We start from the raw sequence: 20,783 nt of genomic DNA on the forward strand, positions 1-20,783 counted from the left end.
GGTGATCGGCTTTCGGGCGTACGCCCGGAGGCGTATGCCGTCCCGCTGAGGACGCCCCGGGTGCACCCCCGGGCGCACGCCGACGTTCGGCCGCCAGGGCGACGACCCGACCCGCCCTGCCGCCGGATCGTTGGTGTCAGCCGAAAACCGGCACCCGACACAGGAGCACAGCACCATGCCAAACCTTTCGTTCCACCAGCTCTCCAAGCACTACGGCCCGGTCACCGTCCTCGACGGCTTCACCGCCACTGCGCTGCCCGGCCGCGTCACCGCGTTCCTCGGCGTCAACGGCGCGGGGAAGACCACGAGCATGCGGATCCTGCTCGGCCTGGCCGATCCGACCAGCGGGACGGCCACCGTCGACGGGACCCGCTACGCCGACCTGCCGCACCCGACCCGCGTCGTCGGCGCGGTGCTCGACCAGGGCTTCCACCCGAACCGGTCGGCCCGCAACCACATCCGGCTCACCGCGATGCAGGCCGGCGTCCCGGCCACCACGGCCGACCAGCTCCTCGAGCGCTTCGGGCTCGGCCCCGCGGCAGGCCGGCGCGTGGGCGGCTTCTCGCTCGGCATGCGCCAGCGCCTCGCGCTCGCCTCCGCCCTCGTGGGGGACCCGTCCGTGCTCGTCCTCGACGAGCCGCTCAACGGCCTCGACCCGGACGGCATCCGCGAGATGCGCCGCTTCCTGCGCACCTTCGCCGACGCGGGCGGCACCGTCTTCCTCTCGAGCCACCTGCTCTCCGAGGTCGCTGCCGTTGCCGACGACCTCGTCGTCATCCACCGAGGCTCGCTCGCCGCGGCTGGCCCGGTCCACGACATCGTCACCGACGACACCGATCTCGAGTCGGTCTTCCACAACCTCATTCACTCCAACGACACCGAAGAAGCTTGGTCATGAAAACCCTTGTCTCCCTTGAGCTCTACAAGCTCCGCACCACGCCCGCCGCCTGGGTCAGCCTGGCCGTCACCCTCGTCCTGGGTGCCGCGTCCGTCGCGTCCAACGCCCTCGTGCCAAGTCCGGGGGGTCCCGCTTTCGGCTCGACCGACCACGTCAACCACGCGCTGTCGGTCTCGGCGCTCACCTCGATGGTGATGCTGGCGATCGGCGTGCTCGTCGTCGCCGGCGAGTACCGCCACCGCACGATCATGCAGACCTTCCTCGGCGAGCCCCGCCGCGCCAGGGTGCTCGCGGCCAAGGCCGTCACCGTCCTCGGCCTCGGGGCGATCCTCGGCGCCGTCACCTTCGGCATCGCCTACGCGGAGGCCGTCATCATCTACGGTGCGCGCGGAGTCCACTCCCTGCCCGTCGACGTCGTGCAGCTCTGGGTCGGCGCGACCGTCGCGTCCGCCCTCTACGGCTTGGTCGGCGTCGCCCTCGGTGCCCTGACCCGCAACACGGTCGCGGCCATCGTCGGCGCGATCGCCTGGGTCATGGTCATCGAGGTCGGGATCCTCGCCAGTGCCCTCCCGGACGTGGCCCAGTGGCTGCCTGCCGGGGCCGCCGTCGCCCTGACCAGCGTCGGCTCGGCAGCGCACGGCATGCTCAGCCCGACCACTGCGGCGCTGGTCCTCACCGGCTGGGCTCTGCTGGTCTCGGGTGTCGCCGCCCGCTTCAGCCTCAACCGAGAGGCGCACTGACCCCATCTCCCGGACCACGCGTCGGGTCGACGAGACCCGGCGCGTGGTCCGGCCGCGCGTCCGGCAGGACCACAGGTGGGCCCGGGACGCAGGAACAGCGCGGTAAGACGCGGTAAGACGCGGTAAGACGCGGGTCGGCTCGTTCGGCTAACACCCGTCAGGGTCCGCACCGCGCCGACGACTCCGTGAGACCGGGTCGGGCGCCGTCACCGTCCGGGAGGGCACATGGTCGTCACCGGCAGCCACCACACCGCCTTCGTGCTCACCGGCGGCGGAAGTCTCGGCGCCGTCCAGGTGGGCATGCTGACGGCCCTGCACGAGCACGGCATCACACCGGACCTGCTCGTCGGCACCTCGGTCGGGGCCGTCAACGCCGCCTACCTCGGCGGCCCAGGACCTCACGAGGAGCGGCTCCGCACGCTCGCCCTGCTGTGGCACCGGATGCGTCGCCAGGACGTCTTCGCCGTCGACCTGCGCCGCTGGTTCGGGGCGGCCCGGGGCACGCGTACGTCTCTCTTCTCCGGCGAGGGCCTCGACCTCGTCCTGCGCCGCAACCTCGGCTACGGCAACCTCGAGGATGCCCGGGTCACCGTCGAGGTCACGGCCAGCGACCTCGTGACGGGTCGGGGCCTGGTGCTCACCACCGGGCCGGTCGTCAGCGCCGTCCGTGCCAGTGCCGCGGTCCCGGGGGTGCTGCCTGCGGTGAGCAGGGACGGCAGGACTCTCGTGGACGGCGCGATCGGCGAGCTCGACGTGCTCGACCACGTGTCGACCCGCGGGGTCAGCGACATCTACCTGCTGCCGTCCGGCTACCCGTGCGCGGGCAGCCGCCCCACGTCGGCGCTGGGTGCCGCCCTCACGGCGCTGAGTCTGCTGCTGCATCGGCAGCTCATGGCGCAGGTGAACGGCTACTCGGGGCCGGCCACCTTGCACGTCGTACCGCCGTTGTGCCCGTTGGCGGTCTCCCCGGCGGACTTCACCCACACCTCTGCCCTGGTGGCCCGGGCGCGGGAGAGCACCGCCCGCTGGCTGGCAGCCCGCCACGACGACGGCGTGGACGTGCTCGCCCTCCACACGCACACGCACAGGCGTACGCACCGGGACCTCGAGCGCCCCGTCGCGCACGACCGCCCTCCGCGCCCCGAAGGGGGCGCTGCTGTCCGTCTCCCGAAAGGACTGGTGACATGAACCCCGCCTCCTGGTCCCCGGCTGCCGAGTCGCAGCCGCCTCGCCGTGCCCGCCCACCGTGGCGGGGCACCGGCGCGGTGACCGAGCCCGACCTCGAACGGGCGACCATCGGAGCCCGCATGCTCCTGGAGGCCCTCGGCCTCGACCTGGACGACGAGTCGATGGCACGCACCCCTGAACGCATGGCGGCGTCGCTCGTCGAGCTCATCACCCCGCGCCCGTTCCAGCTGACGACGTTCCCGAACGACGGCGGCTACGACGAGCTCATCGTCGCCCGCAGCATCCCGGTGCGGTCGCTGTGCGAGCACCACATGCTGCCGTTCGTCGGCACGGCCCACATCGGCTACCTCCCGGGCGAACGGATCCTCGGGCTGTCGAAGCTGGCCCGTGTGCTCGAGCACTTCTCGTCGCGGCCGCAGGTGCAGGAGCGGCTCACCGTCCAGGTGGCGAACTGGCTGGAGGCACAGCTCGGGCCGGTCGGGGTCGGGGTGGTCATCGAGGCCGAGCACCTCTGCATGACGCTCCGGGGCGTGCAGGCCCCGGGCACCACGACGATCACCTCGAGCCTGCTGGGGGTGCTGCGCGACGACTCCCGCACGAGGGCCGAGTTCCTGGCTCTGACGCATCACCCGCGCTGAGGCTCGCGCGGGTGGAGGATGGGCTGGTCGGGATCGCACGCGCGAGAGGGACGGTCATGGCCACACCGAGTCCTGGGTACTCCATCACCATCCGGGTCGAGGTCCCGGCCGGGTCCAACGCCACGGCCGCCCTGACCACGGCAGTGGCCTCGGCGGGTGGCGCCCTGACGGCGCTGGACGTCGCCGAGAGCCGCACCGACCGGCTCGTCGTCGACGTCACGTGCGACACGACGGACGAGGCCCACGGCCGGATGATCACCGACGCCATCGCCGCGATCCCCGGCGCCGAGGTGCGCAAGGTCAGCGACCAGACCTTCCTGCTGCACCTGGGCGGCAAGATCGAGGTGGTCCCCAAGGTTCCGCTGAAGCACCGCGACGACCTCTCCCGCGCCTACACCCCCGGGGTGGCGCGCATCTGCCGGGCGATCGCCGAGCACCCCGAGGACGCCCGCCGCCTCACCATCAAGCGCAACACCGTCGCGGTCGTCACCGACGGTACGGCGGTGCTGGGCCTGGGCAACATCGGACCGCTCGCGGCTCTTCCTGTGATGGAGGGCAAGGCGGCGCTGTTCAAGCAGTTCGGGGGAGTGGACGCCTGGCCGGTGTGCCTCGACACCCAGGACCCCGACCAGATCGTCGAGATCGTGCGCGCCATCGCGCCCGTCTACGGCGGCATCAACCTCGAGGACATCTCGGCGCCGCGCTGCTTCGAGATCGAGCGGCGGCTGCGCGACCTGCTCGACATCCCGGTCTTCCACGACGACCAGCACGGCACGGCGATCGTCGTGCTGGCCGCCCTGACGAACGCGCTGCGCGTCGTCGGGAAGTCCATCGAGGACGTCCGCATCGTCGTCTCGGGGGTGGGTGCGGCCGGTCACGCCATCATCCGGCTCCTGCTCAGCCAGGGCGCCGTCGACATCGTCGCGGCGGGCCGCGACGGCGCGGTGCACGCGGGTGACGAGAACATGGAGCCGTTCCGTCGGTGGATCGCCGACCACACCAACTCCCGGCACGAGACGGGCTCGCTACGCCAGATCCTGGTCGGCGCCGACGTGTTCATCGGGGTGTCCGCGCCCGACCTGCTGACCGGCGACGACATCGCGACCATGGCCCCCGGTGCCGTCGTCTTCGCCCTCGCCAACCCGGTTCCGGAGGTCGACCCGATCGCCGCCGGCGAGCACGCCGCCGTCGTCGCCACGGGCCGCTCCGACCACCCGAACCAGATCAACAACGTGCTGGTCTTCCCCGGCTTCTTCCGCGGGCTGCTCGATGCCGGGGTCTCCGACATCACCGACGAGATGATGGTGGCCGCGGCCACGGCCATCGCCGACACCGTCGAGCCGGGCGAGCTCAACCCGAGCTTCATCATCCCGAGCGTCTTCGACGCCACGGTCGCCCCCGCCGTCGCCGCCGCCGTATGCCGTGTGGCCGGGTCCGTGCCGCGGCAGGGCCCGGCGCGCTGAGAGGGGGAGGGCCATGATCGCGATCGTCGGCGGCACCGGCCGCCTCGGCCGGCTCGTTGCAGCACGTCTGGTGGAGGGTGGGCACGACGTGAGGGTCGTGGCCCGCTCGGCGCCGAGCACGCCCGTTCCCGGTGCACAGTTCGTCGCAGCCGACCTGCGCGAGCCGGACAGTCTCATGGCGGTCCTTGACGGCGTCGACACCGTCGTCGCGGCGGCCCACGGCCTGGACCCGACCAAGGGGGAGTCGCCGGCTGAGATCGACCGGGACGGCAACATCGCCCTCATCGACGCGGCCCGGGCTGCCGGGGGCGTCGACGTCGTGCTCGTGTCAACCGTGGACGCGTCGCCCGACCACCCGCTGGAGCTGCACCGGATGAAGTGGCAGGCCGAGCAGCACCTGCGGGGCAGCGGGATCGGCTGGACGATCGTGCGAGCGAGTGCCTTCGCCGAGATGTGGATCGAGCTGATGCAGACCTCGGCGCGCAACGGGAAGGGGCCGCAGATCTTCGGGCTGGGCGAGAACCCGCTGAACCTCGTCAGCGTCAGGGACGTCGCGGTCGCGGTCGCGCGAGCCGCCACGGACCCGAGCCTTCGGGGCCACGTGGTGGACGTCGGCGGGCCCGAGGACCTGACGTTCAACGAGCTCGCCCGGCTCGTGCGGCCGGGCGTGGCTCCCCGTCACGTCCCGCGCGTCGCCTTGCACGTCATGGGCCAGACCGCTCGGCCGTTCCGGCCCGCTCTGGCACGCATGGCCCGGATGGGGCTGGCAATGGACCGCGCGGACCTGCGGTTCGACCCGTCGGCCAGCCGGGCGGCATACCCGTGGCTGCCGTGCACCTCGGTGCGCGACCTTGTTGGCAGCGCCCGGCCGTGACAGGGCCCGTCCGCGAGCGGGCGGGCCCGGTGATCCGGCCGGTCAGGCCGCCCGACGGCTCCGTGAACCGGCATGCACGACGGCGCCCTCGCGCACGACGTCGTCGCTCTCGACCCTCGCGCCGTCCCAGATGTGGGCGTGCGCGCCGATCTTGACGCGCGCCCCGATCCTCGCGTCGCGTCCGACGACGGCTCCGGCGCCGACGTGCACCGTCGAGCCGATGACGGCGTGCGGGTGGACCGCGGCCTCACGGTCGACCCACGCGCCCTTGCCGATACGGGCTCCGGCTCCGACGACCGCACCGCGGTCGACGTACGCAGACGGCCCGATGTAGGCGGTCGGGTCGACGTGGGCGTGCGACTCCACGAATCCGCCGCCGTTCTCGTGACGGACGTAGCGCAGCATCATGCCGTTGTCCTCTTCGAACTCCTCGTACTTCCTCTGCCGCATCGGGTGCACCCCCTTCGTGTCCAGACGAGGGCACTCTGCCCACGCGTCACTCATGCGGATCAACGTTCAAGTGAACTTCAAGATTCCGCGGAGGCCGGCTGCAGGACCGCCGGTCTCACCGCAACGTCTGTACCCGTCCGGACAGTTCCTCCGACACCTGTCTCACCACGCGACTTCACCGTTCCGTGACCCCCGGCCACCCGGCATACGGTGTGGGGATGAACTTCCGATACCTGGGTAACAGTGGACTCAAGATCTCCGAGATCACCTACGGCAACTGGCTGACCCACGGCTCACAGGTCGAGAACGACGTCGCGACGCAGTGCGTGCGAGCCGCGCTCGAGGCGGGCATCAGCACGTTCGACACCGCCGACGTCTACGCCAACACGAAGGCCGAGACCGTCCTCGGCGAGGCCCTCAAGGGCGAACGGCGCGAGAGCCTCGAGATCTTCACGAAGGTCTACTGGCCCACCGGACCGGGCGGCAAGAACGACACCGGCCTCTCTCGCAAGCACATCATGGAGTCGGTCAACGGCTCGCTGAAGCGGCTGCAGACCGACTACGTCGACCTCTACCAGGCGCACCGCTACGACACCGAGACGCCGCTCGAGGAGACGATGCAGGCGTTCGCCGACGTCGTGCGCCAGGGCAAGGCGCTCTACATCGGCGTCAGCGAGTGGACCGCCGAGCAGATCCGTGAAGGCGTCTCTCTCGCGAAGGAACTCGGCTTCCAGCTCATCTCTAGCCAGCCGCAGTACTCCATGCTCTGGCGGGTCATCGAGGGCGAGGTCGTGCCGACGTGCGAGGAGCTCGGCGTCAGCCAGATCGTGTGGAGCCCTATCGCCCAGGGCGTGCTCACCGGCAAGTACCAGCCGGGCCAGCAGCCTCCGGAGGGCTCCCGGGCCGCCGACGAGAAGGGCGGCGCCGACATGATCAAGCGCTTCATGAACGACGACGTGCTCACCCGCGTGCAGGGGCTCAAGCCGATCGCCGACGAGGCCGGCCTGACCATGGCGCAACTCGCGGTCGCTTGGGTGCTCCAGAACCCCAACGTCGCCGCAGCGCTCGTGGGCGCGTCCCGCCCCGAGCAGGTCGCCGAGAATGTCAAGGCGGCCGGCGTGAAGCTCGAGCCCGAGCTGATGAAGCGGATCGACGAGGTGCTCGGCGACATCGTCGAGCGCGACCCGGGCAAGACGAAGGAGACGGCGCCGCAGCAGCGCGTCGCCTGACGTCGACGTCAGCGTGCGTATGCCGCCCAGCCGGATTCGCGAGGCTGGGCGGCATACGCTTCTAGCCGTGTGTCAGGCGGACACTACGGCGTGATCTTCGTCAGGCGGGTGGACCAGTTGCCGAGCGAGGTGCGCGTGCCGCCGCAGCTGCCGATCGGGGCCGTCAGGTACTGGCTGAGCGTGCACGTCTGGGCGATGTACTCGGACGCCATCCAGATCGAGCTGCCGTCGGTGACGGCGGCGCCGTAGTCACCCCAGCGCGTGCGCGGCGGGTCACCCACGAATGCCTTGTAGCTGGTGAACCCGTCATCCGGGCCGAGACCCTTGCCGACGATGTGGATCTGTCCGACCGCGCCCGTGGACGAGATGGGGACGTAGCCCGCGCTCGGGTAGTGGTTCGAGCCCGTCACGGTGAAGGCCATGGCCCCCTGGCCGCTTGGCAGCATGGTGATCGCCGGGTAGGTCAGGTCGCTGTCAGCGAGGGCCAGGTAGCCCTGCTTCTTGATCGATCCGCCGACCTTGCCGGCGCCGTTGATCGACGGCTGCAGCGAGAACCATGCGATTCCCGCTCGCAGCTGTCCGTTGACGCGCACCGCGGTGTCGAGGGCACCCCACAGCACGCCGCTGGTGTACCAGGTCTGCTGCATGCGGGTGTCGTTCGCGTCGGGGCTGGAGAGCACCTCGTCGTGTGCTGGCTCGTCGACGAAGAAGAGGTTCCAGCATCCCGTGAGGCCACCGACGACCGTCGTCGTGTCGTTGATGCACTCGCCGAGCGGGATGTCACCGGACTTCTGTTGCATCGTGGGTGGGAAGACGTAGGTCTGGCTCGTGACCAGACGGCTCGTCACCCGGAGATCCGGGGTCGACGCGTCGAGCGACGCGGTGTTCGTCAATGCCCAGAGACCGATGCGCTTGGCCGTGCCGGTCGGGTTGCCGGTCTCGGAGCCGTCACCGGCCACCGAGCTGAGCATGAACTCCGTGCCGTTCGCGTCGGTGGCGTACTGGCTGGCAGGTGACGTCGCGGGCCAGACCGTGAAGCCCGGCGTGCCGGAGAGCTGAAGGTTCTGCACCAGGGTCACGTCGAGAGACGCCGGGTGCTCGGCGAGCTGCCGCTTCGAGAACGCGAAGACCTGGGCGGCGTTGAAGTTCGGGCCGAAGAGGTCGTACTCGTTCGTCGTGACGTAGATGCCGTTCGCGTCTCCACCGATGTGCGGGTAGTCCTGGAAGCACGGACCGGGCGCGGTGCCGTCGAGCGTGCAGTGGTGGTTCGGCGTCCCGTCAGTTCCGTCGTTCTGCGCGGGCACGGAGTAGACCGTCCACGCCCCGGTCGGGTCCCCGGTGTTCGACACGGCGACGTCGATCGTGTTCTTGCCGTTGAAGTTGCCCTGGTCATCGACGAACAGCGTCGTGATCGCGACGACGAAACGGTTGAAGTCCGGGTCGTAGTGGCAGACCGGGTCGATCACGTTGGGTCCGACCGCGCCTGTGGCCCGGTCGATCGCCGCCGGGTAGCGGAAGAACGTGTTGAGGTCCTGGACGGCGGTCACGGGCACGGCGTTCGCGTTGTAGACCCGCAGCACGCTGTTGACCGACTCGACCGTGAAGCCGTTGCCGACGCAGAGCGCCTGGTCAGGTGGCTCGAGCGAGAACTGGTTGCCGCCGTTGGCGAGGCGCTGGTCGCGGTGGTTGAGGCCCTGGATGCTGGCCTGGACGTCCGGGTTGGAGGCCGCGACCGCGCTGGACGCCACCACCGGGGCGTCGAGCGGGTGCTTCGGGAAGATTCCGTGCTTGAAGTTCGGGTCGGGTCGTGTGGACGGGACCGCAGGACCCTCGTCGTCGGGTCCGGCTCGCAGCTCGGGCTGTTGCAGCCCGTCGGCGCCAGCAGCGAAGGAGCGGATCGATGTCGTGCCAGTGGACGGGACCTGGCGGGTGTCAGAAGGGGCGGCGTTCGCGGCTCCTGGCAGACTCAGCAGGGCTGCAGCGATGGCTGCGGCTCCGCCGGTGGCGATGATCTTTCGCATGAGCACCTCCGAGGGGTTTCTGCACCAGCGCGTCGCGTGGGCCTCCTCCGGGTCGTTCATGCGGAGCTCGGCCCACACGACTTTCGAATCTACGCTCGGCGTTGTGTTGCCGGACGGCTTTGGGTTTTTTGCCCTCCGGGTGCGCAATGCCTGCAGGTGTCCGGTCGGCGCGCGCGACGGCATACGTCCGATGTGCCGCACTCGGCGCCCCCGGGTGGCTAGCCTGCGGCCATGGCACAGGGGGAGGCTGCGCGCTTCGCGCACGAGTCGGAGCGGGTCGTGTGGGAGCGACTGCGGGGCACGGTGGCCGACGGCACGGTCCTGCTGGCCAACGTACGCCTCACGTCGCAGCGCAAGGACCACGAGCTCGACATTGTGGTGCTCATGCCCGACGTCGGCATCGTGGTCGTGGAGGTCAAGGGCGGAGTGTGTCGGTGGACGCGCAGGGTCAGTGGTGGTCCGGCGGCGGCACCCGCAAGAGCCGCGTGCGCCCCGTCGAGCAGTGCCGCGACGGGAAGTACGCGCTGCGCGAGTTCATCGAGGCCGACCCTCGGTGGAGGAACCACCGCAGCAGGGTGCGGTTCGGCCACGCGGTAGTCGTGCCCTTCACCGACCTCGCCGACGACTTCGCCACGACGGACTGCCCCCGCTGGATGATCAGCGGCAGCCGCGACCTCGACGACCTCGCCGGGCGCATCCACGACGTCGCCGCCATGCAGGAGAACGAGCAGCGCGTCCCGAGCGACGGCGACATAGCGCTCGTCGTCGAGATCCTCACGGGCAGGGGTCGTCCCGTGCCGGACGTCGCGGCCGACGCCGACGAACGCGCGGCGACGGCCGACCGCCTCACGCAGGAGCAGGCCGCGCTGCTCAAGGCCACGCGGCTCATCCCGCGCATGGAGATCCGCGGTGGGGCCGGCAGCGGCAAGACGATCCTGGCGCTGACCCAGGCGAAGGACCTGACGCGGGGACAGGGCGACCGGCCGGCGCAACGCGTGGCGCTCGTCTGCTACTCGATCGGGCTGTCGCAGTACTTCATGCGCCAGCTGGCCGGGGTGCCGCGGCGCCACCACCCGGCGTTCGTGGGCTCGTTCGAGGACCTCGCCAACGAGTGGGGCATCGACACCGCGTCGCACGACCGCAACGACGCGGACTTCTGGGAGCGTGACCTCGCGGCCCGGATGACCGAGATCGCGAGCGGGCTGCCCGACGGCAAGAAGTTCGACGCCGTCATCGTCGACGAGGCGCAGGACTTCGCGGACCACTGGTGGTTCCCGCTCATGAAGGCGTTGCGCGACGAGGACGAGGGTGGGCTCTACGTCTACTCGGACGAGAACCAGCGCATCTTCGCCCGCTTCGGTCAGCCGCCGGTGCCACTCGTGCCGCTCGTGCTCGACCACAACCTGCGCAACACGCAGCAGATCGCACGCGCGTTCGGCCCGCTGGCGCCCATGCGCATGCACCTACGCGGCGGTGACGGCGCCGAGGTCACCTTCGTGCCGTGCGCCCGCGACGACGCGGTGGGCGTCGCCGACGACCAGGTCGACGTGCTGCTCGCCACGGGCTGGGAGCCGCAGCACGTCGCGCTGCTGACGATGGGGTCACGACACCCGGCACAGGTCGAGCGACAGGAGGCCCAGGGGCACGTCGGCTACTGGAGGTCGTTCTGGGACAACGACGACGTGTTCTACGGGCACGTCCTGGGCTGCAAGGGGCTCGAGCGGCGCGCGGTCGTGCTCTGCGTCAACGCCAAGAACACCGAGCGCGCGCGGGAGATGCTCTACGTGGGCATGTCACGCGCGACCGACCAGCTCGTCGTCGTCGGCGACCCCGACTTCGTCCGCGAGATCGGAGGCAGCCAGGTCGCCGCGCGGCTCGGTCTCGAACCTCGCTGACAGAGGCAACGTGGGTGCGCATGGAAACCGAATTCTCCGTCCGCGCAGGATGATTCGGACGCAAGCGCACTCTGGCCCCACCACACCGAGCGCTACGGCCGATTCACCGGCAGGCAGTCGTTGAAGGGCGTAGCGTGCGGGGTTGCGATACGTGCGGGCCCTCCCCTCGAGAGCACTCTGCCCCCGACGCCCGCCCCGCAGTGGAGAAGACATGTGGCACAGGAAGATCAGCATCGCCTTGTCAGCCGGTTCTCTCGCAGCACTCAGCGCCCTCGCCCTCGCCGGACCGACCGAGGCCTCGCACCAAGGGGGTGAGCGCGTCAGGATGCACGACGACTGCGACCCTGCGACCTTCAACGCAGTCCTGGGCCCCGGCGCGTGCGTCGGCGACGGGGAGACCACCGTCGACCAGCTCTTCGCGGAGCTGACCGCCACGCAGACCGCCAGGGCATGGAACTTCGACCCGTCCATGCTCACGATCCGAGAGGGCCGTCCGGTCCTCGTCGAGAACAGGGGCGGCGAGACGCACACCTTCACGATGGTCGAGCACTTCGGCGGCGGCTTCGTGGCGCCCCTCAACCAGCTGTCAGGCAACCCGGTCCCGGCCGAGGAGTGCGCCACCACGCTGCCGAACGGCGACCTCGCGCCGAAGCCGCCCTCGAAGGTGAACGTCTTCGTGACCGCCGGGGCGAAGGAGGCCTTCAGCACGGCCCACCTCATGCCGGGCACCTACCTGTTCGAGTGCTGCATCCACCCGTGGATGCGGGTCGTGCTCACGGTCAGGTAGCTGGGGACAACTCCGACGGGGCAGGCCCCAGCCCGGCCACGATGGCGGACATGACCTTCCAGGACCTGCCCCCACGGGCCACCGAGATCCCGCTCACCGACGTCCGCATGGCCGGCGACGTCATCGACCTCATCATCGGTGAGGCCGACCGCGACAACGGCTGCGTCGGGCTGATGATCTGCGACGAGCAGCACCGCGGCGTCCAACCCGTCGTGCTGCACGACCTGGGCGACGAGACCGGCCCCGACGGGCTGGTCGGCCTGCTCGAGCTCGTGCTGCCACTCGTCGCCGAGAGTCGGGGCTCTTTGCTGGTGTCGCGGGGCCGACCACGCGGGACCGCCGCCGACGACGTCGACCGTGCCTGGCACCAGACCGCCATCGACCTCTGCGCCGGGCACGGTGTCCGTCTGCTCGGCTTCCACGTCGCCACCGGTGACGGTGTCTTCCGGCTGCCCGACCCGCTCACGGCTGCCTCCTGACCTCGCAGCGGGCGGCACCCGCGGCCCGTCCGGCTCAGAGGCCTTGCGCGTGGGGCATCAGGGCGAGGAGCGTGCCGCACATGGAGCCTGATCTCGAGCATCTCTTCACCCGCGCCGCAGCCGAGGGGGCACGCCACCGGATGACCGTCGCCGACCGGCCCGTCCACCCGTACCCCGACCCGGCAGCTCTGGCGCAGGCGTTCGGCGGGCCGCTCCAGGAGGGGCCGACCGCCCCCGCCGAGGTCGTCGACGAGCTCGTCGCGGCCGCCACGCCGGGTCTGGTCGGCACCGTCGGCCCGCGCTACTTCGGCTTCGTCATCGGGGGCGCCTCGCCGGCGGCGACGGCTGCCGACCTGCTCGCGTCCGGGTGGGACCAGTGCGCCTACAGCGAGGCCCTGTCGCCCGCGGCGGCTGCCGCCGAGCGCGCGGCGGCCGCGTGGCTGACGCGCCTGCTGGGACTGCCCGCGACCGCGTCGGTGGGCTTCGTCACCGGCGCGCAGGCGGCGAACACGGTCGGGCTCGCGGTCGGGCGTCAGCGCGTGCTGGCCGACGTCGGATGGGATGTCGCGCGCGACGGGCTCTTCGGCGCACCGCCCGTCGCCATCGTCGCCGGCGACGAGCGCCACGCCACGATCGACAGGGCCGCGCGGCTGCTGGGGTTCGGCACGGCGAGCATCGTCCCCGTCGCGACCGGTGCCCAGGGTGCCGTGGACGTGCCGAGGCTGGCTGAGGCGCTGGAGGCGCTGGGGGGCCGTCCCACCATCGTGTGCCTTCAGGCGGGCAACGTGAACACCGGCGCCTGCGACGACCTGCTCGCCGCCATCCCGTTGGCCCGCGAGCACGGTGCCTGGGTGCACGTCGACGGCGCGTTCGGGCTGTGGGCAGCAGCCTCACCGCGGACCGCCCACCTCGTCGACGGGCTGGAGCTGGCCGACTCCTGGGGCGTCGATGCGCACAAGTGGCTCAACGTCCCCTACGACTGCGGGCTCGCCATCTGCGCCGACGCGGGGCTGCACGCCTCCACGATGTCGTATGCCGCCGCGTACCTCACTGGTTCGGGCGCCGTCTCCGACTTCGTCCTCGGCGACCTCACCCCTGAGTCCTCCAGGCGTGCACGGGGATTCGCGGTGTGGGCAGCGCTACGGGAGCTCGGAAGCGCTGGGGTGGCCGACCTTGTCGACCGGTCGTGTGCGCTGGCGCAGCGCATGGCCCAGCGGCTGACAGCGGGGGGCGCGACGATCCACAACGACGTCGTGCTCAACCAGGTGCTCGTCAGCATCGGGGACCCGGCTCGGACCGACGCCATCATCGAGCGCGTGCAGCGCCAGGGCGTCTGCTGGGTCGGCGGCACCACCTGGCGCGGGCTACGGCTGATCCGCGTCTCCGTCTCCAACTCGACGACGACCGAGGCCGACATCGACCTCTCGGCAGACGCGATCCTCGCCGCGGCTGCGGAGTGAAACGCGCTCTTGCGCAGTGCCGCCCGCGACACTGATCAGCGCAGCAGCAGGTCCATCTCGTCCCTCAGGTGAGCCATCAGGGGTTCCCGGTCCGCCACGACGTCGGGGTCGGTGACGACGCAGACGGAGAGGGTGCCGGCATACGAGAGCACGTCGAAGGTCACCGCGACGTTGCCGGGCGTGACGGCGATCGGCAGCAGTCGCGTCACCTCGCGACCGCAGAAGGTGAGCCGGTCGGACGGGCCGCGGACGTTGGTGACGAAGGAGTTGACCAGCCGCTGGTGGTCGACGAACCACTGCAGCAGCCCCGCTCGGGCGAGTCCGCGGAAGACGACGCCGAGCGGGGCGGCGGAGGCGGCCCGCGGTCGCCCTCGCTGCTGACGCGTGAGGTCCGCGACGCGCTCCAGCCGGTCGAGGGCATCGGTGCCGACGGGGATCCGGAACGGCACGACCCCGGTCTCGTTCCCGAGCCTGCCGGGCGTCGTCGACGTCCGCGACGAGTAGGGCACGGAGAGAACCACCGAGTCGACCGGCCCACCACGATCGGCCAGCGCGCGGCGCATCGCGCCCGCCACGGCAGACAGCAGGAGGTCGTTGAGCGTTGCGCCGTGCCGGTGGGCAGCCGCGATCGCCTCGCCGAGCGGGGCCTCGAGGACGGCCACCCGTCGGCGCGGGCCGGTCGGCCGGTTGAACGCCGTGCGCGGGCACAGGCGAGGTCGTTCCCGCCGTGCCCCGAGGTCGTGCAGGCCGGACCGGACGAGACGCAGCCGCGGGCCGACGGACCTGACTCCTGCGAGCCGGTCATGCCACGCCTCCGTCGCGAGGGCGCGGCGGGTCGGCGCGCTCGCGCCCACGTGCGCGACCGGGATCGCCGGCGTGCCGTCGGAGAGGGCGGCCAGGACCGCCAGCCCGCCGATCCCGTCGGTCAGGACGTGGTGTGTCACGAACACGAGCGCGGCCTCGCCCCCGGGGAGGCCGCTGAACCAGTGCGCAGCCCAGAGGGGGCGGTCACGGGGTAGCGCGTGGCAGGCGAGCTCGGCGGCACGGTCGAGGAGAGCCTCGTCGCTCTCCACCTGCTCGAAGGTGAGGTGCCTGGCGACGTCGAACCGGTCGTCGTCGCGCCAGTACGGGCGGCCGCAGCCGAAGGGCGCGGCGCGCAGACGTTGCCGCAGTCGAGGAACCTGTTGCGCCCCATCGCGAACCGCCGACACCACGACCGACGGGTCGAGCCGGGAGCCGCCGTCGACGACGAGGACCGCCGCGATGTTCATGGGGGCCGGGCCCCGGTCGCTCAGCAGCGTGGTGAGGTCGTTCGGCGTGAGGCGCCGGACGGCCCCGTCCCGGCGGGGGTCATCGGTGTCGCCTCTCGGGTGTGGGCGCCTGCCCGTGGCCATGCATCCACGCTAGGCCCGTCACGCAGCCGATCGGTCGGCTCTCGCGAATTTGTCGTGTGTCTGCTGCGTCACGGGGCCTCCTCCCAGCCATCGTCCAGTCTTGCCCCAGCGGAGACCCAGCAGTTCCTGACCACCTCTTGACCAAGCAGTCCGTAGCCGGGCCCGACCCGAACTCGTTGTCCCTGTCGAGCGAGCGCGCGTGTAGTCGCGTCGCCGGTCACCGGACCGAACGCCTCGGGGGTGTTCTTCACACCAGCGGACCCAGGAGCTGCCCCGCATGCCGACATCATCCAGAAACCACCGTTCACGCGCGCTGCCGCTCGTCGCGGCGGCCGGGCTCGTCGCAGCCTTCGGCGTGGCCGCTCCGGCGATCGCCGCAACGCCGGACTCGGGGTCGCTGTCCGACACGAGCACGAGCGTCCAGTGGAGCGCAGGTCCCTTCGCCGCCCCCAACGTCACGGGGACCGCGGGTGACGTCACGTGTGGACCGGAGCTGTGCGACGACTTCGCGCTGCACGTGTCCACGCCGAGCGGCTACGGCGACACGCACCAGCTCACGATCAAGGTCGGCTGGCCCACTTCCGCCGCCGACTTCGACGTCTACCTGCTCGACACGAACGGGGCCGTCGTCGCGTCGGCCGCGTCGTCCTCCGACCCGGAGGTGATCATCGCGCCGCCGACGAGCGGCGACTACACGGTGCGCGTGGTGCCGTTCGCGCCGCTCGGTGACACCGTCACGGCGACGGCGACGCTCACTGACCTTCCCGCCAACCCGCCACCCGGCACGGCGACGCCGCCGACGTTCTCCCAGTACGGCGCCCCGGAGTCGTTCGCCCAGGCGCACGATGCCGGTGAGCCGTCGATCGGCAGCAGCCACAAGACCGGCGCGACCTTCTACCAGGCGCTCTTCGGCACCTTCAAGGCGACGTGGGACGACACCGTCTCGCCGTCGCGGGTCTCGTGGGCCGACGTGTCCGCGACGCCCGCCAACGGCTGTGCCACTGGCGGCTCGACCTCGCTCGACCCGATCGGCTTCACCGACCCGACGACCGGCCGCGTCTTCGAGAGCCAGCTCGCGGGCAAGACCTCACTCATGTGCTACTCCGACGACGACGGCACGACGTGGTCGCCCAGCCAGGGCGGCGGCCTCAACTCCGGCGTCGACCACCAGACTGTCGGCGGAGGCCGGTTCTCTCCCAACGGTGTCGGCCCGTTGCCCACCTCCACCTACCCGAACGCCGTCTACTACTGCAGCCAGGACATCGCCGACGCCAACTGTGCGTCGAGCCACGACGGCGGCGTGACGTTCGGGCCGGCGGTGCCCATGTACTCGCTCCTCGACTGCGGAGGCCTCCACGGCCACGTCAAGGTCGCCCCGAACGACGGCACGGTCTACGTGCCCAACAAGTCGTGCGGTGGCAACCAGGCGGTCGCGGTCTCCGAGGACGGCGGCACCACGTGGTCGGTGCGCAAGGACCCCGCGAGCACGACCGGGGACTCCGACCCGAGCGTCGGCATCGGGGCCAAGGGCACCGTCTACATGGGCTACCAGGCTGCTGACGGGACACCGCGGGTCGCAGTCAGCCGTGACAAGGGCCGCACCTGGACCGACGACCAGAACGTCGGAGCCGCGCTCGGCATCCACAACACCGTCTTCCCGGCCGTCGTGGCGGGTGACGACGACAGGGCCTCGTTCGCCTTCATCGGCACGACGACGCCCGGCAACTACCAGGACGCAGCGACCTTCACGGGCGTGTGGCACCTCTACGTCTCGATCACCTACGACGGCGGCAAGAGCTGGGTCACGGTCGACACGACGCCGACCGACCCCGTGCAGCGCGGCTCGATCTGCACGGCCGGAACGACGTGCGGCAACGACCGCAACCTGCTCGACTTCATGGACGCGACGGTCGACAGGACCGGTCGGGTCGAGGTCGGCTACGCAGACGGCTGCACGGGCGCGTGCGCCCAGCCCGGCGGCGCGCAGAACTTCGACGCGTACGCCACGATCGCGCGGCAGCAGAGCGGCAACACCCTGTACGCCGCGTACGACGCCCTGCCCAACCTGACGCCGAGCGCGATGTCGGTGGCGAAGACCGGCGGGCTCTACGCCACGACCGCGACGGTGGCCAACACCGGCAAGGCAGCGGCCTCGGGCGTCACGACGCGCCTGTTCGTCGACGGGGTCAACGTCGCGACCTCGGTGCCCACCGACATCGCGGCCGGACGCTCGGCCACGGTGGGCTTCCCGGGCGTGCGTCTGGGCAAGGGCACCCACACGGTCGCGGTCGTCGCCGACCCCGACGGGCACGTGCGCGAGTCCGACGAGGCCGACAACCGCCGCCAGACCCAGGTGAGCCGGTGAGAGCGGGCCGCGCGCTGGTCGCGCTCGTCACCGTCGGCGCCGTGACCCTGCTGGCCGGCTGTGCCGACGAGATGGAGGACGCGATGGCCCAGACCGGTTCGGGCTCCACGCCTGCCGCGCTGGTCTGCGCGGCCGACGCGAAGGCCGTCGACCTGCCAGAGGGCTATCCCGCGCAGGCGGTCCTGCCCGACGGGATCGTCGTGACCGGCGTGCAGTCGCGCACCCAGGGACGCACGGTCGTCACCGGTGTCTCCGCGAAGCCGTTCGCCCAGACCCTGGCGGACATGCAGCGGGCCTACTCGACGCGAGGCTGGACCGCCTCCGAGGGGGAGGTCGAGGACCGTGACGCCGAGTCGAACTTCGACGGCAACGGGCTGCGGGGGAGATGGGCCATCCGCGAGATCCCCGACTGCACAGGCAACACCTCGGTGAGCGTCCTCATCGGGAAGTGATCCCTCGGCGGCGAGCGCAGTCCAGCGCTCGCCGCCGGTCCTGTCGCCCAGCGCTTGCATGTCTACGTGGTCACAGGGTGCTGCCGTCGCGCCCGCGAAGCGGGACGATGGAGGTGGCCGGAGCACACGGCCCCGACCGGCATGGAAGGGGAGAGCGATGGGCGCCGAAGCCAGCCCCACGAACACCACCACGAGCCATGGCATCGTCGTCGGATACGACGGGTCCCCCGGAGCACGCCTCGCCCTGGACTGGGCGATCGAGACCGCCAAGCGCGACGACCGTCCGCTGACCCTGATGCACTGCGTGGGCCTGACGATGACCCCGACCTTCCGCGCGTACGACCCCGGGGTCCACGCCCACACCTACGAGGAGCTGTCCCGGGGCGTTCTCGCCGAAGCCATCGACATCGCGTCGGAACAGATGAGCCGCAAGGACGTCCGGCCGCTCAGCGCGGTCGGCAACGCCTCCGCGGAGCTCGTCGGCGTGTCGCCGCAGGCGGATCTCCTCGTCACCGGATCGCGTGGCCACGGCACCATCTCGTCGGGCCTGCTCGGCTCGACCTCGTATGCCGTCACCGCGCACGCACACTGTCCTGCCGTCGTCGTGCGTGGTCCTGCGGTCGTCCATGCCGGTCCGTCGCACTCCGTCGTCGTCGCCTTCGACGACTCGAAGCCGGCCCAGACCGCCCTGCAGACGGCCATCCAGGTCGCTGCCGCGGCGGAGGCACAGCTGCACCTCGTGTCGGTCGACAACGTCGGGGGACTGGAGGCGTGGCCCGAGACCGACACCATGCTCGGCCGCGAGGAGGTCGTCGAGTCGATGCACCGGCAGGTCGAGAAGACGGTCGGTGACGTCGCCGACGAGGCCCGACGCGACCACCCTGGACTCGACGTGCGCACGAACGTCGTCGGCGGGCCCGCCGGCCATGCGATCGCCGGCTACGCGGCCGACGTGTCAGCGGGCCTCATCGTCATGGGCTCGCGAGGCCACGGCGGGTTCACCGGCATGCTGCTCGGCTCGGTCAGCCACCGCGTGATCCACGATGCCGCGTGCCCCGTCATGGTCGTGCGCTGAGACACCCGAGCCGTGCTAGCCCGTGGACCCACGGCGAGCCAGGGCGATGGCGGTCTGCTCAGCCAGCCGCGTCACCGTGCGCTCCGCCGCGGCCTCGGTGGCCAAGGCTTTTCCCTGACTGGCGCCCTCGGGGTAGCTGAACCGGAACGAGACCGAGAATGGCTGCGCCGCCTTGCTGCTCGGTTTCCAGCCGGCGAGCGCCGTGCCTTCGGGCAACCAGGCGGTCACCTCTCCGGGAAGCATGTCGATCCTAGGCTCCTGTGACGCTGTCGAGCTGAGGGAGATCCTGATCCCCAGCCCCGTGCTGACCGTCACGTCGGCGCGCTGACTCGCAAAGCGTGGCTTGCTGAGCCACCACGCGCAGGCGTCGTCGTGACGTGCCTGTTCGACCACGACTTTGGCTCCGGTCGTCCTGGCGATCACAGACCTCGTGAGGGCCTGGCAGTCCTTTCGCGGCGACGCTGGGGTGCTCGCCGACGAGCCCCCGAAGGGTGAAGCCAAGAGCGGCAGCCCTCCCTGGAAGAGCTGTGGAGCGCGCAGCGCCACCTGACTGAGAACCACGAGCATGCCGAAGCCGGCCAAGGCCCTTGTTGCGGACGGGCGGCGTCGTCCACGCCGCGTCCCGCGACCGGAACCCCGGCTGCCACGACTGCGGCTGGTCGAGTGACGCGCCTCCAGGACGGCTGGCACCGTGAGGGTGGTCGTTGAGCGGGGCCCGTCGGGCACCCCTGCTGACGCTGGTGGGTAGCAGTGGTCGATCCTGCGTGCCAGCAGCTCCCCGGAGATCGGGTCTGTCGTCAAGGGCTGGCGACGCAGCCACCTCGCTAGACGGGCGTGAGGCACGATCTCGACGCCGCGAACCCGTCGCGGGCGGAACCTCGCACCGTGCCCGCCGGCGAGAGCGACGACGGGCACCACCGGCGCTCCGAGCGTCTTCTCCATCTCACCCGCGAAGCCGGCGAGCTTGTCAAGCTCGGCGCCCTTGGCCGAGCTGCGGCCGGCGTGCTGCCAGAGGTTGTCGTCGTGCACGCTGAGACCGCCGGCCCAGTTCTTGGCATCGACGAGGAACACCCCACCGGGGCCGACGACGACGTGGTCGATGTTGGTCAGGCTCGTGCCCGGTCGCAGCAGCCGGTCGTGCAGCACGACCCAGCCTCTGGGCAGGTCTCGGAGGGCACGCGCGACGCGCCGTTCGCCTTCGGCACCCGCGGCCCAGGCACCGGCCTGCGTCTCCAACGCCTCTGCCCTGAGTCGGGCCTCGTGTTCACGCTCTCGCTCGGCGGCCGCGCGTGCCCACAGCTCCTCCGCTCGCGCCCGTGCCGATCCACCGTCCGCCATTCCCTCTTCCCCCCTGTGCCTGTGCCGCGTCGCGACC

Annotated in this window: 18 protein-coding genes and 1 pseudogene; 15 read left to right on the forward strand and 4 right to left on the reverse strand. The window is 71.2% G+C overall.

Translation table 11 applies throughout. The annotated features are described in order from the left end of the window. Positions 1 to 175: 175 nt before the first annotated feature. The 6 genes from ACYVNR_RS01950 to ACYVNR_RS01975 all read left to right on the forward strand — a co-directional run bounded on the left by ACYVNR_RS01950 (position 176) and on the right by ACYVNR_RS01975 (position 5,801). Entirely contained in the window at positions 176 to 898 is a 723-nt protein-coding gene (locus tag ACYVNR_RS01950) for an ABC transporter ATP-binding protein (RefSeq protein WP_461046196.1), read from the forward strand. Then, positions 895 to 1,638, forward strand: a complete 744-nt coding sequence (locus ACYVNR_RS01955; RefSeq protein WP_461046198.1) for an ABC transporter permease — start codon at positions 895 to 897, stop codon at positions 1,636 to 1,638. The genes ACYVNR_RS01950 and ACYVNR_RS01955 overlap by 4 nt, the downstream gene beginning before the upstream one ends. Before the next feature lie 225 nt (positions 1,639 to 1,863). Next, the gene (locus tag ACYVNR_RS01960; protein ID WP_461046200.1) at positions 1,864 to 2,826 is read left to right on the forward strand and encodes a patatin-like phospholipase family protein; all 963 of its coding nucleotides are present in this window, start codon (positions 1,864 to 1,866) and stop codon (positions 2,824 to 2,826) included. Then, complete coding sequence (gene folE / locus ACYVNR_RS01965) at positions 2,823 to 3,464, forward strand: GTP cyclohydrolase I FolE (RefSeq protein ID WP_461046202.1); 642 nt, start codon at positions 2,823 to 2,825, stop codon at positions 3,462 to 3,464. Before ACYVNR_RS01960 ends, folE begins: the two co-directional genes overlap by 4 nt. A gap of 56 nt (positions 3,465 to 3,520) precedes the next feature. Beyond that, positions 3,521 to 4,927 carry a malic enzyme-like NAD(P)-binding protein gene (locus ACYVNR_RS01970; RefSeq protein WP_461046204.1) on the forward strand — a complete coding sequence of 469 codons (1,407 nt, stop codon included), beginning with the start codon at positions 3,521 to 3,523 and terminating at the stop codon, positions 4,925 to 4,927. Positions 4,928 to 4,940: 13 nt separating this feature from the next. Continuing rightward, entirely contained in the window at positions 4,941 to 5,801 is an 861-nt protein-coding gene (locus tag ACYVNR_RS01975) for an SDR family oxidoreductase (RefSeq protein WP_461046206.1), read from the forward strand. Positions 5,802 to 5,843: 42 nt separating this feature from the next. Here the strand turns inward: ACYVNR_RS01975 and ACYVNR_RS01980 are convergent, their stop codons facing one another. After that, positions 5,844 to 6,251 carry a hypothetical protein gene (locus ACYVNR_RS01980; protein WP_045190302.1) on the reverse strand — a complete coding sequence of 136 codons (408 nt, stop codon included), beginning with the start codon at positions 6,249 to 6,251 and terminating at the stop codon, positions 5,844 to 5,846. A gap of 218 nt (positions 6,252 to 6,469) precedes the next feature. Here ACYVNR_RS01980 and ACYVNR_RS01985 point away from each other — a divergent pair, with 218 nt between their 5' ends. Further along, a complete protein-coding gene (locus ACYVNR_RS01985; protein ID WP_458800917.1) occupies positions 6,470 to 7,480 on the forward strand; it encodes an aldo/keto reductase family protein in 1,011 nt (336 codons plus the stop codon). A gap of 83 nt (positions 7,481 to 7,563) precedes the next feature. On the opposite strand, the gene ACYVNR_RS01990 is transcribed toward ACYVNR_RS01985, so the two are convergent. After that, positions 7,564 to 9,561, reverse strand: coding sequence for a hypothetical protein (locus tag ACYVNR_RS01990; protein WP_461046209.1), 1,998 nt, complete (start codon positions 9,559 to 9,561; stop codon positions 7,564 to 7,566). 171 nt (positions 9,562 to 9,732) lie between these two features. On the opposite strand from ACYVNR_RS01990, the pseudogene ACYVNR_RS01995 reads away from it, so the two are divergent. From ACYVNR_RS01995 to ACYVNR_RS02015, 5 genes and pseudogenes are all read left to right on the forward strand, one after another. Further along, positions 9,733 to 9,864: pseudogene (locus ACYVNR_RS01995) on the forward strand (hypothetical protein); the annotation flags it as partial. 71 nt (positions 9,865 to 9,935) lie between these two features. Continuing rightward, on the forward strand, positions 9,936 to 11,396 hold the full coding sequence (locus tag ACYVNR_RS02000) for an ATP-binding domain-containing protein (RefSeq protein ID WP_461046211.1): 1,461 nt from the start codon (positions 9,936 to 9,938) through the stop codon (positions 11,394 to 11,396). A 211-nt stretch (positions 11,397 to 11,607) separates the two neighbouring features. After that, positions 11,608 to 12,183, forward strand: a complete 576-nt coding sequence (locus tag ACYVNR_RS02005; RefSeq protein ID WP_045190008.1) for a cupredoxin domain-containing protein — start codon at positions 11,608 to 11,610, stop codon at positions 12,181 to 12,183. A gap of 50 nt (positions 12,184 to 12,233) precedes the next feature. Then, the gene (locus tag ACYVNR_RS02010) at positions 12,234 to 12,662 is read left to right on the forward strand and encodes a hypothetical protein (protein ID WP_461046213.1); all 429 of its coding nucleotides are present in this window, start codon (positions 12,234 to 12,236) and stop codon (positions 12,660 to 12,662) included. Between the two features lie 80 nt (positions 12,663 to 12,742). Next, entirely contained in the window at positions 12,743 to 14,122 is a 1,380-nt protein-coding gene (locus ACYVNR_RS02015; protein WP_461046215.1) for a pyridoxal phosphate-dependent decarboxylase family protein, read from the forward strand. 35 nt (positions 14,123 to 14,157) lie between these two features. On the opposite strand, the gene ACYVNR_RS02020 is transcribed toward ACYVNR_RS02015, so the two are convergent. After that, positions 14,158 to 15,516, reverse strand: coding sequence for a wax ester/triacylglycerol synthase domain-containing protein (locus ACYVNR_RS02020; protein WP_461046217.1), 1,359 nt, complete (start codon positions 15,514 to 15,516; stop codon positions 14,158 to 14,160). 277 nt (positions 15,517 to 15,793) lie between these two features. On the opposite strand from ACYVNR_RS02020, the gene ACYVNR_RS02025 reads away from it, so the two are divergent. From ACYVNR_RS02025 to ACYVNR_RS02035, 3 genes are all read left to right on the forward strand, one after another. Further along, positions 15,794 to 17,881 (forward strand): CARDB domain-containing protein, encoded by a 2,088-nt coding sequence (locus ACYVNR_RS02025; protein ID WP_461046219.1) that lies wholly within the window; start codon positions 15,794 to 15,796, stop codon positions 17,879 to 17,881. Continuing rightward, complete coding sequence (locus ACYVNR_RS02030; RefSeq protein WP_458800930.1) at positions 17,878 to 18,333, forward strand: hypothetical protein; 456 nt, start codon at positions 17,878 to 17,880, stop codon at positions 18,331 to 18,333. The genes ACYVNR_RS02025 and ACYVNR_RS02030 overlap by 4 nt, the downstream gene beginning before the upstream one ends. Positions 18,334 to 18,490: 157 nt before the next feature. Next, positions 18,491 to 19,408: a universal stress protein gene (locus tag ACYVNR_RS02035; protein WP_461046221.1), complete on the forward strand. Its 918-nt coding sequence runs from the start codon at positions 18,491 to 18,493 to the stop codon at positions 19,406 to 19,408. Between the two features lie 15 nt (positions 19,409 to 19,423). Here the strand turns inward: ACYVNR_RS02035 and ACYVNR_RS02040 are convergent, their stop codons facing one another. Further along, complete coding sequence (locus tag ACYVNR_RS02040) at positions 19,424 to 20,746, reverse strand: nuclease-related domain-containing protein (protein WP_461046223.1); 1,323 nt, start codon at positions 20,744 to 20,746, stop codon at positions 19,424 to 19,426. Positions 20,747 to 20,783 lie beyond the last annotated feature (37 nt).

It is taken from the genome of Terrabacter koreensis (assembly GCF_054783315.1).

What these genes read in the sequence shown, in the direction of transcription:
- ACYVNR_RS01950 (WP_461046196.1), top strand. Translation starts at nt 176, where the DNA reads ATGCCAAACCTTTCGTTCCACCAGCTCTCCAAGCACTACGGCCCGGTC.
- ACYVNR_RS01955 (WP_461046198.1), top strand. Translation starts at nt 895, where the DNA reads ATGAAAACCCTTGTCTCCCTTGAGCTCTACAAGCTCCGCACCACGCCC.
- ACYVNR_RS01960 (WP_461046200.1), top strand. Translation starts at nt 1,864, where the DNA reads ATGGTCGTCACCGGCAGCCACCACACCGCCTTCGTGCTCACCGGCGGC.
- folE (WP_461046202.1), top strand. Translation starts at nt 2,823, where the DNA reads ATGAACCCCGCCTCCTGGTCCCCGGCTGCCGAGTCGCAGCCGCCTCGC.
- ACYVNR_RS01970 (WP_461046204.1), top strand. Translation starts at nt 3,521, where the DNA reads ATGGCCACACCGAGTCCTGGGTACTCCATCACCATCCGGGTCGAGGTC.
- ACYVNR_RS01975 (WP_461046206.1), top strand. Translation starts at nt 4,941, where the DNA reads ATGATCGCGATCGTCGGCGGCACCGGCCGCCTCGGCCGGCTCGTTGCA.
- ACYVNR_RS01980 (WP_045190302.1), bottom strand. Translation starts at nt 6,251, where the DNA reads ATGCGGCAGAGGAAGTACGAGGAGTTCGAAGAGGACAACGGCATGATG.
- ACYVNR_RS01985 (WP_458800917.1), top strand. Translation starts at nt 6,470, where the DNA reads ATGAACTTCCGATACCTGGGTAACAGTGGACTCAAGATCTCCGAGATC.
- ACYVNR_RS01990 (WP_461046209.1), bottom strand. Translation starts at nt 9,561, where the DNA reads ATGAACGACCCGGAGGAGGCCCACGCGACGCGCTGGTGCAGAAACCCC.
- ACYVNR_RS02005 (WP_045190008.1), top strand. Translation starts at nt 11,608, where the DNA reads ATGTGGCACAGGAAGATCAGCATCGCCTTGTCAGCCGGTTCTCTCGCA.
- ACYVNR_RS02010 (WP_461046213.1), top strand. Translation starts at nt 12,234, where the DNA reads ATGACCTTCCAGGACCTGCCCCCACGGGCCACCGAGATCCCGCTCACC.
- ACYVNR_RS02015 (WP_461046215.1), top strand. Translation starts at nt 12,743, where the DNA reads ATGGAGCCTGATCTCGAGCATCTCTTCACCCGCGCCGCAGCCGAGGGG.
- ACYVNR_RS02020 (WP_461046217.1), bottom strand. Translation starts at nt 15,516, where the DNA reads ATGGCCACGGGCAGGCGCCCACACCCGAGAGGCGACACCGATGACCCC.
- ACYVNR_RS02025 (WP_461046219.1), top strand. Translation starts at nt 15,794, where the DNA reads ATGCCGACATCATCCAGAAACCACCGTTCACGCGCGCTGCCGCTCGTC.
- ACYVNR_RS02035 (WP_461046221.1), top strand. Translation starts at nt 18,491, where the DNA reads ATGGGCGCCGAAGCCAGCCCCACGAACACCACCACGAGCCATGGCATC.
- ACYVNR_RS02040 (WP_461046223.1), bottom strand. Translation starts at nt 20,746, where the DNA reads ATGGCGGACGGTGGATCGGCACGGGCGCGAGCGGAGGAGCTGTGGGCA.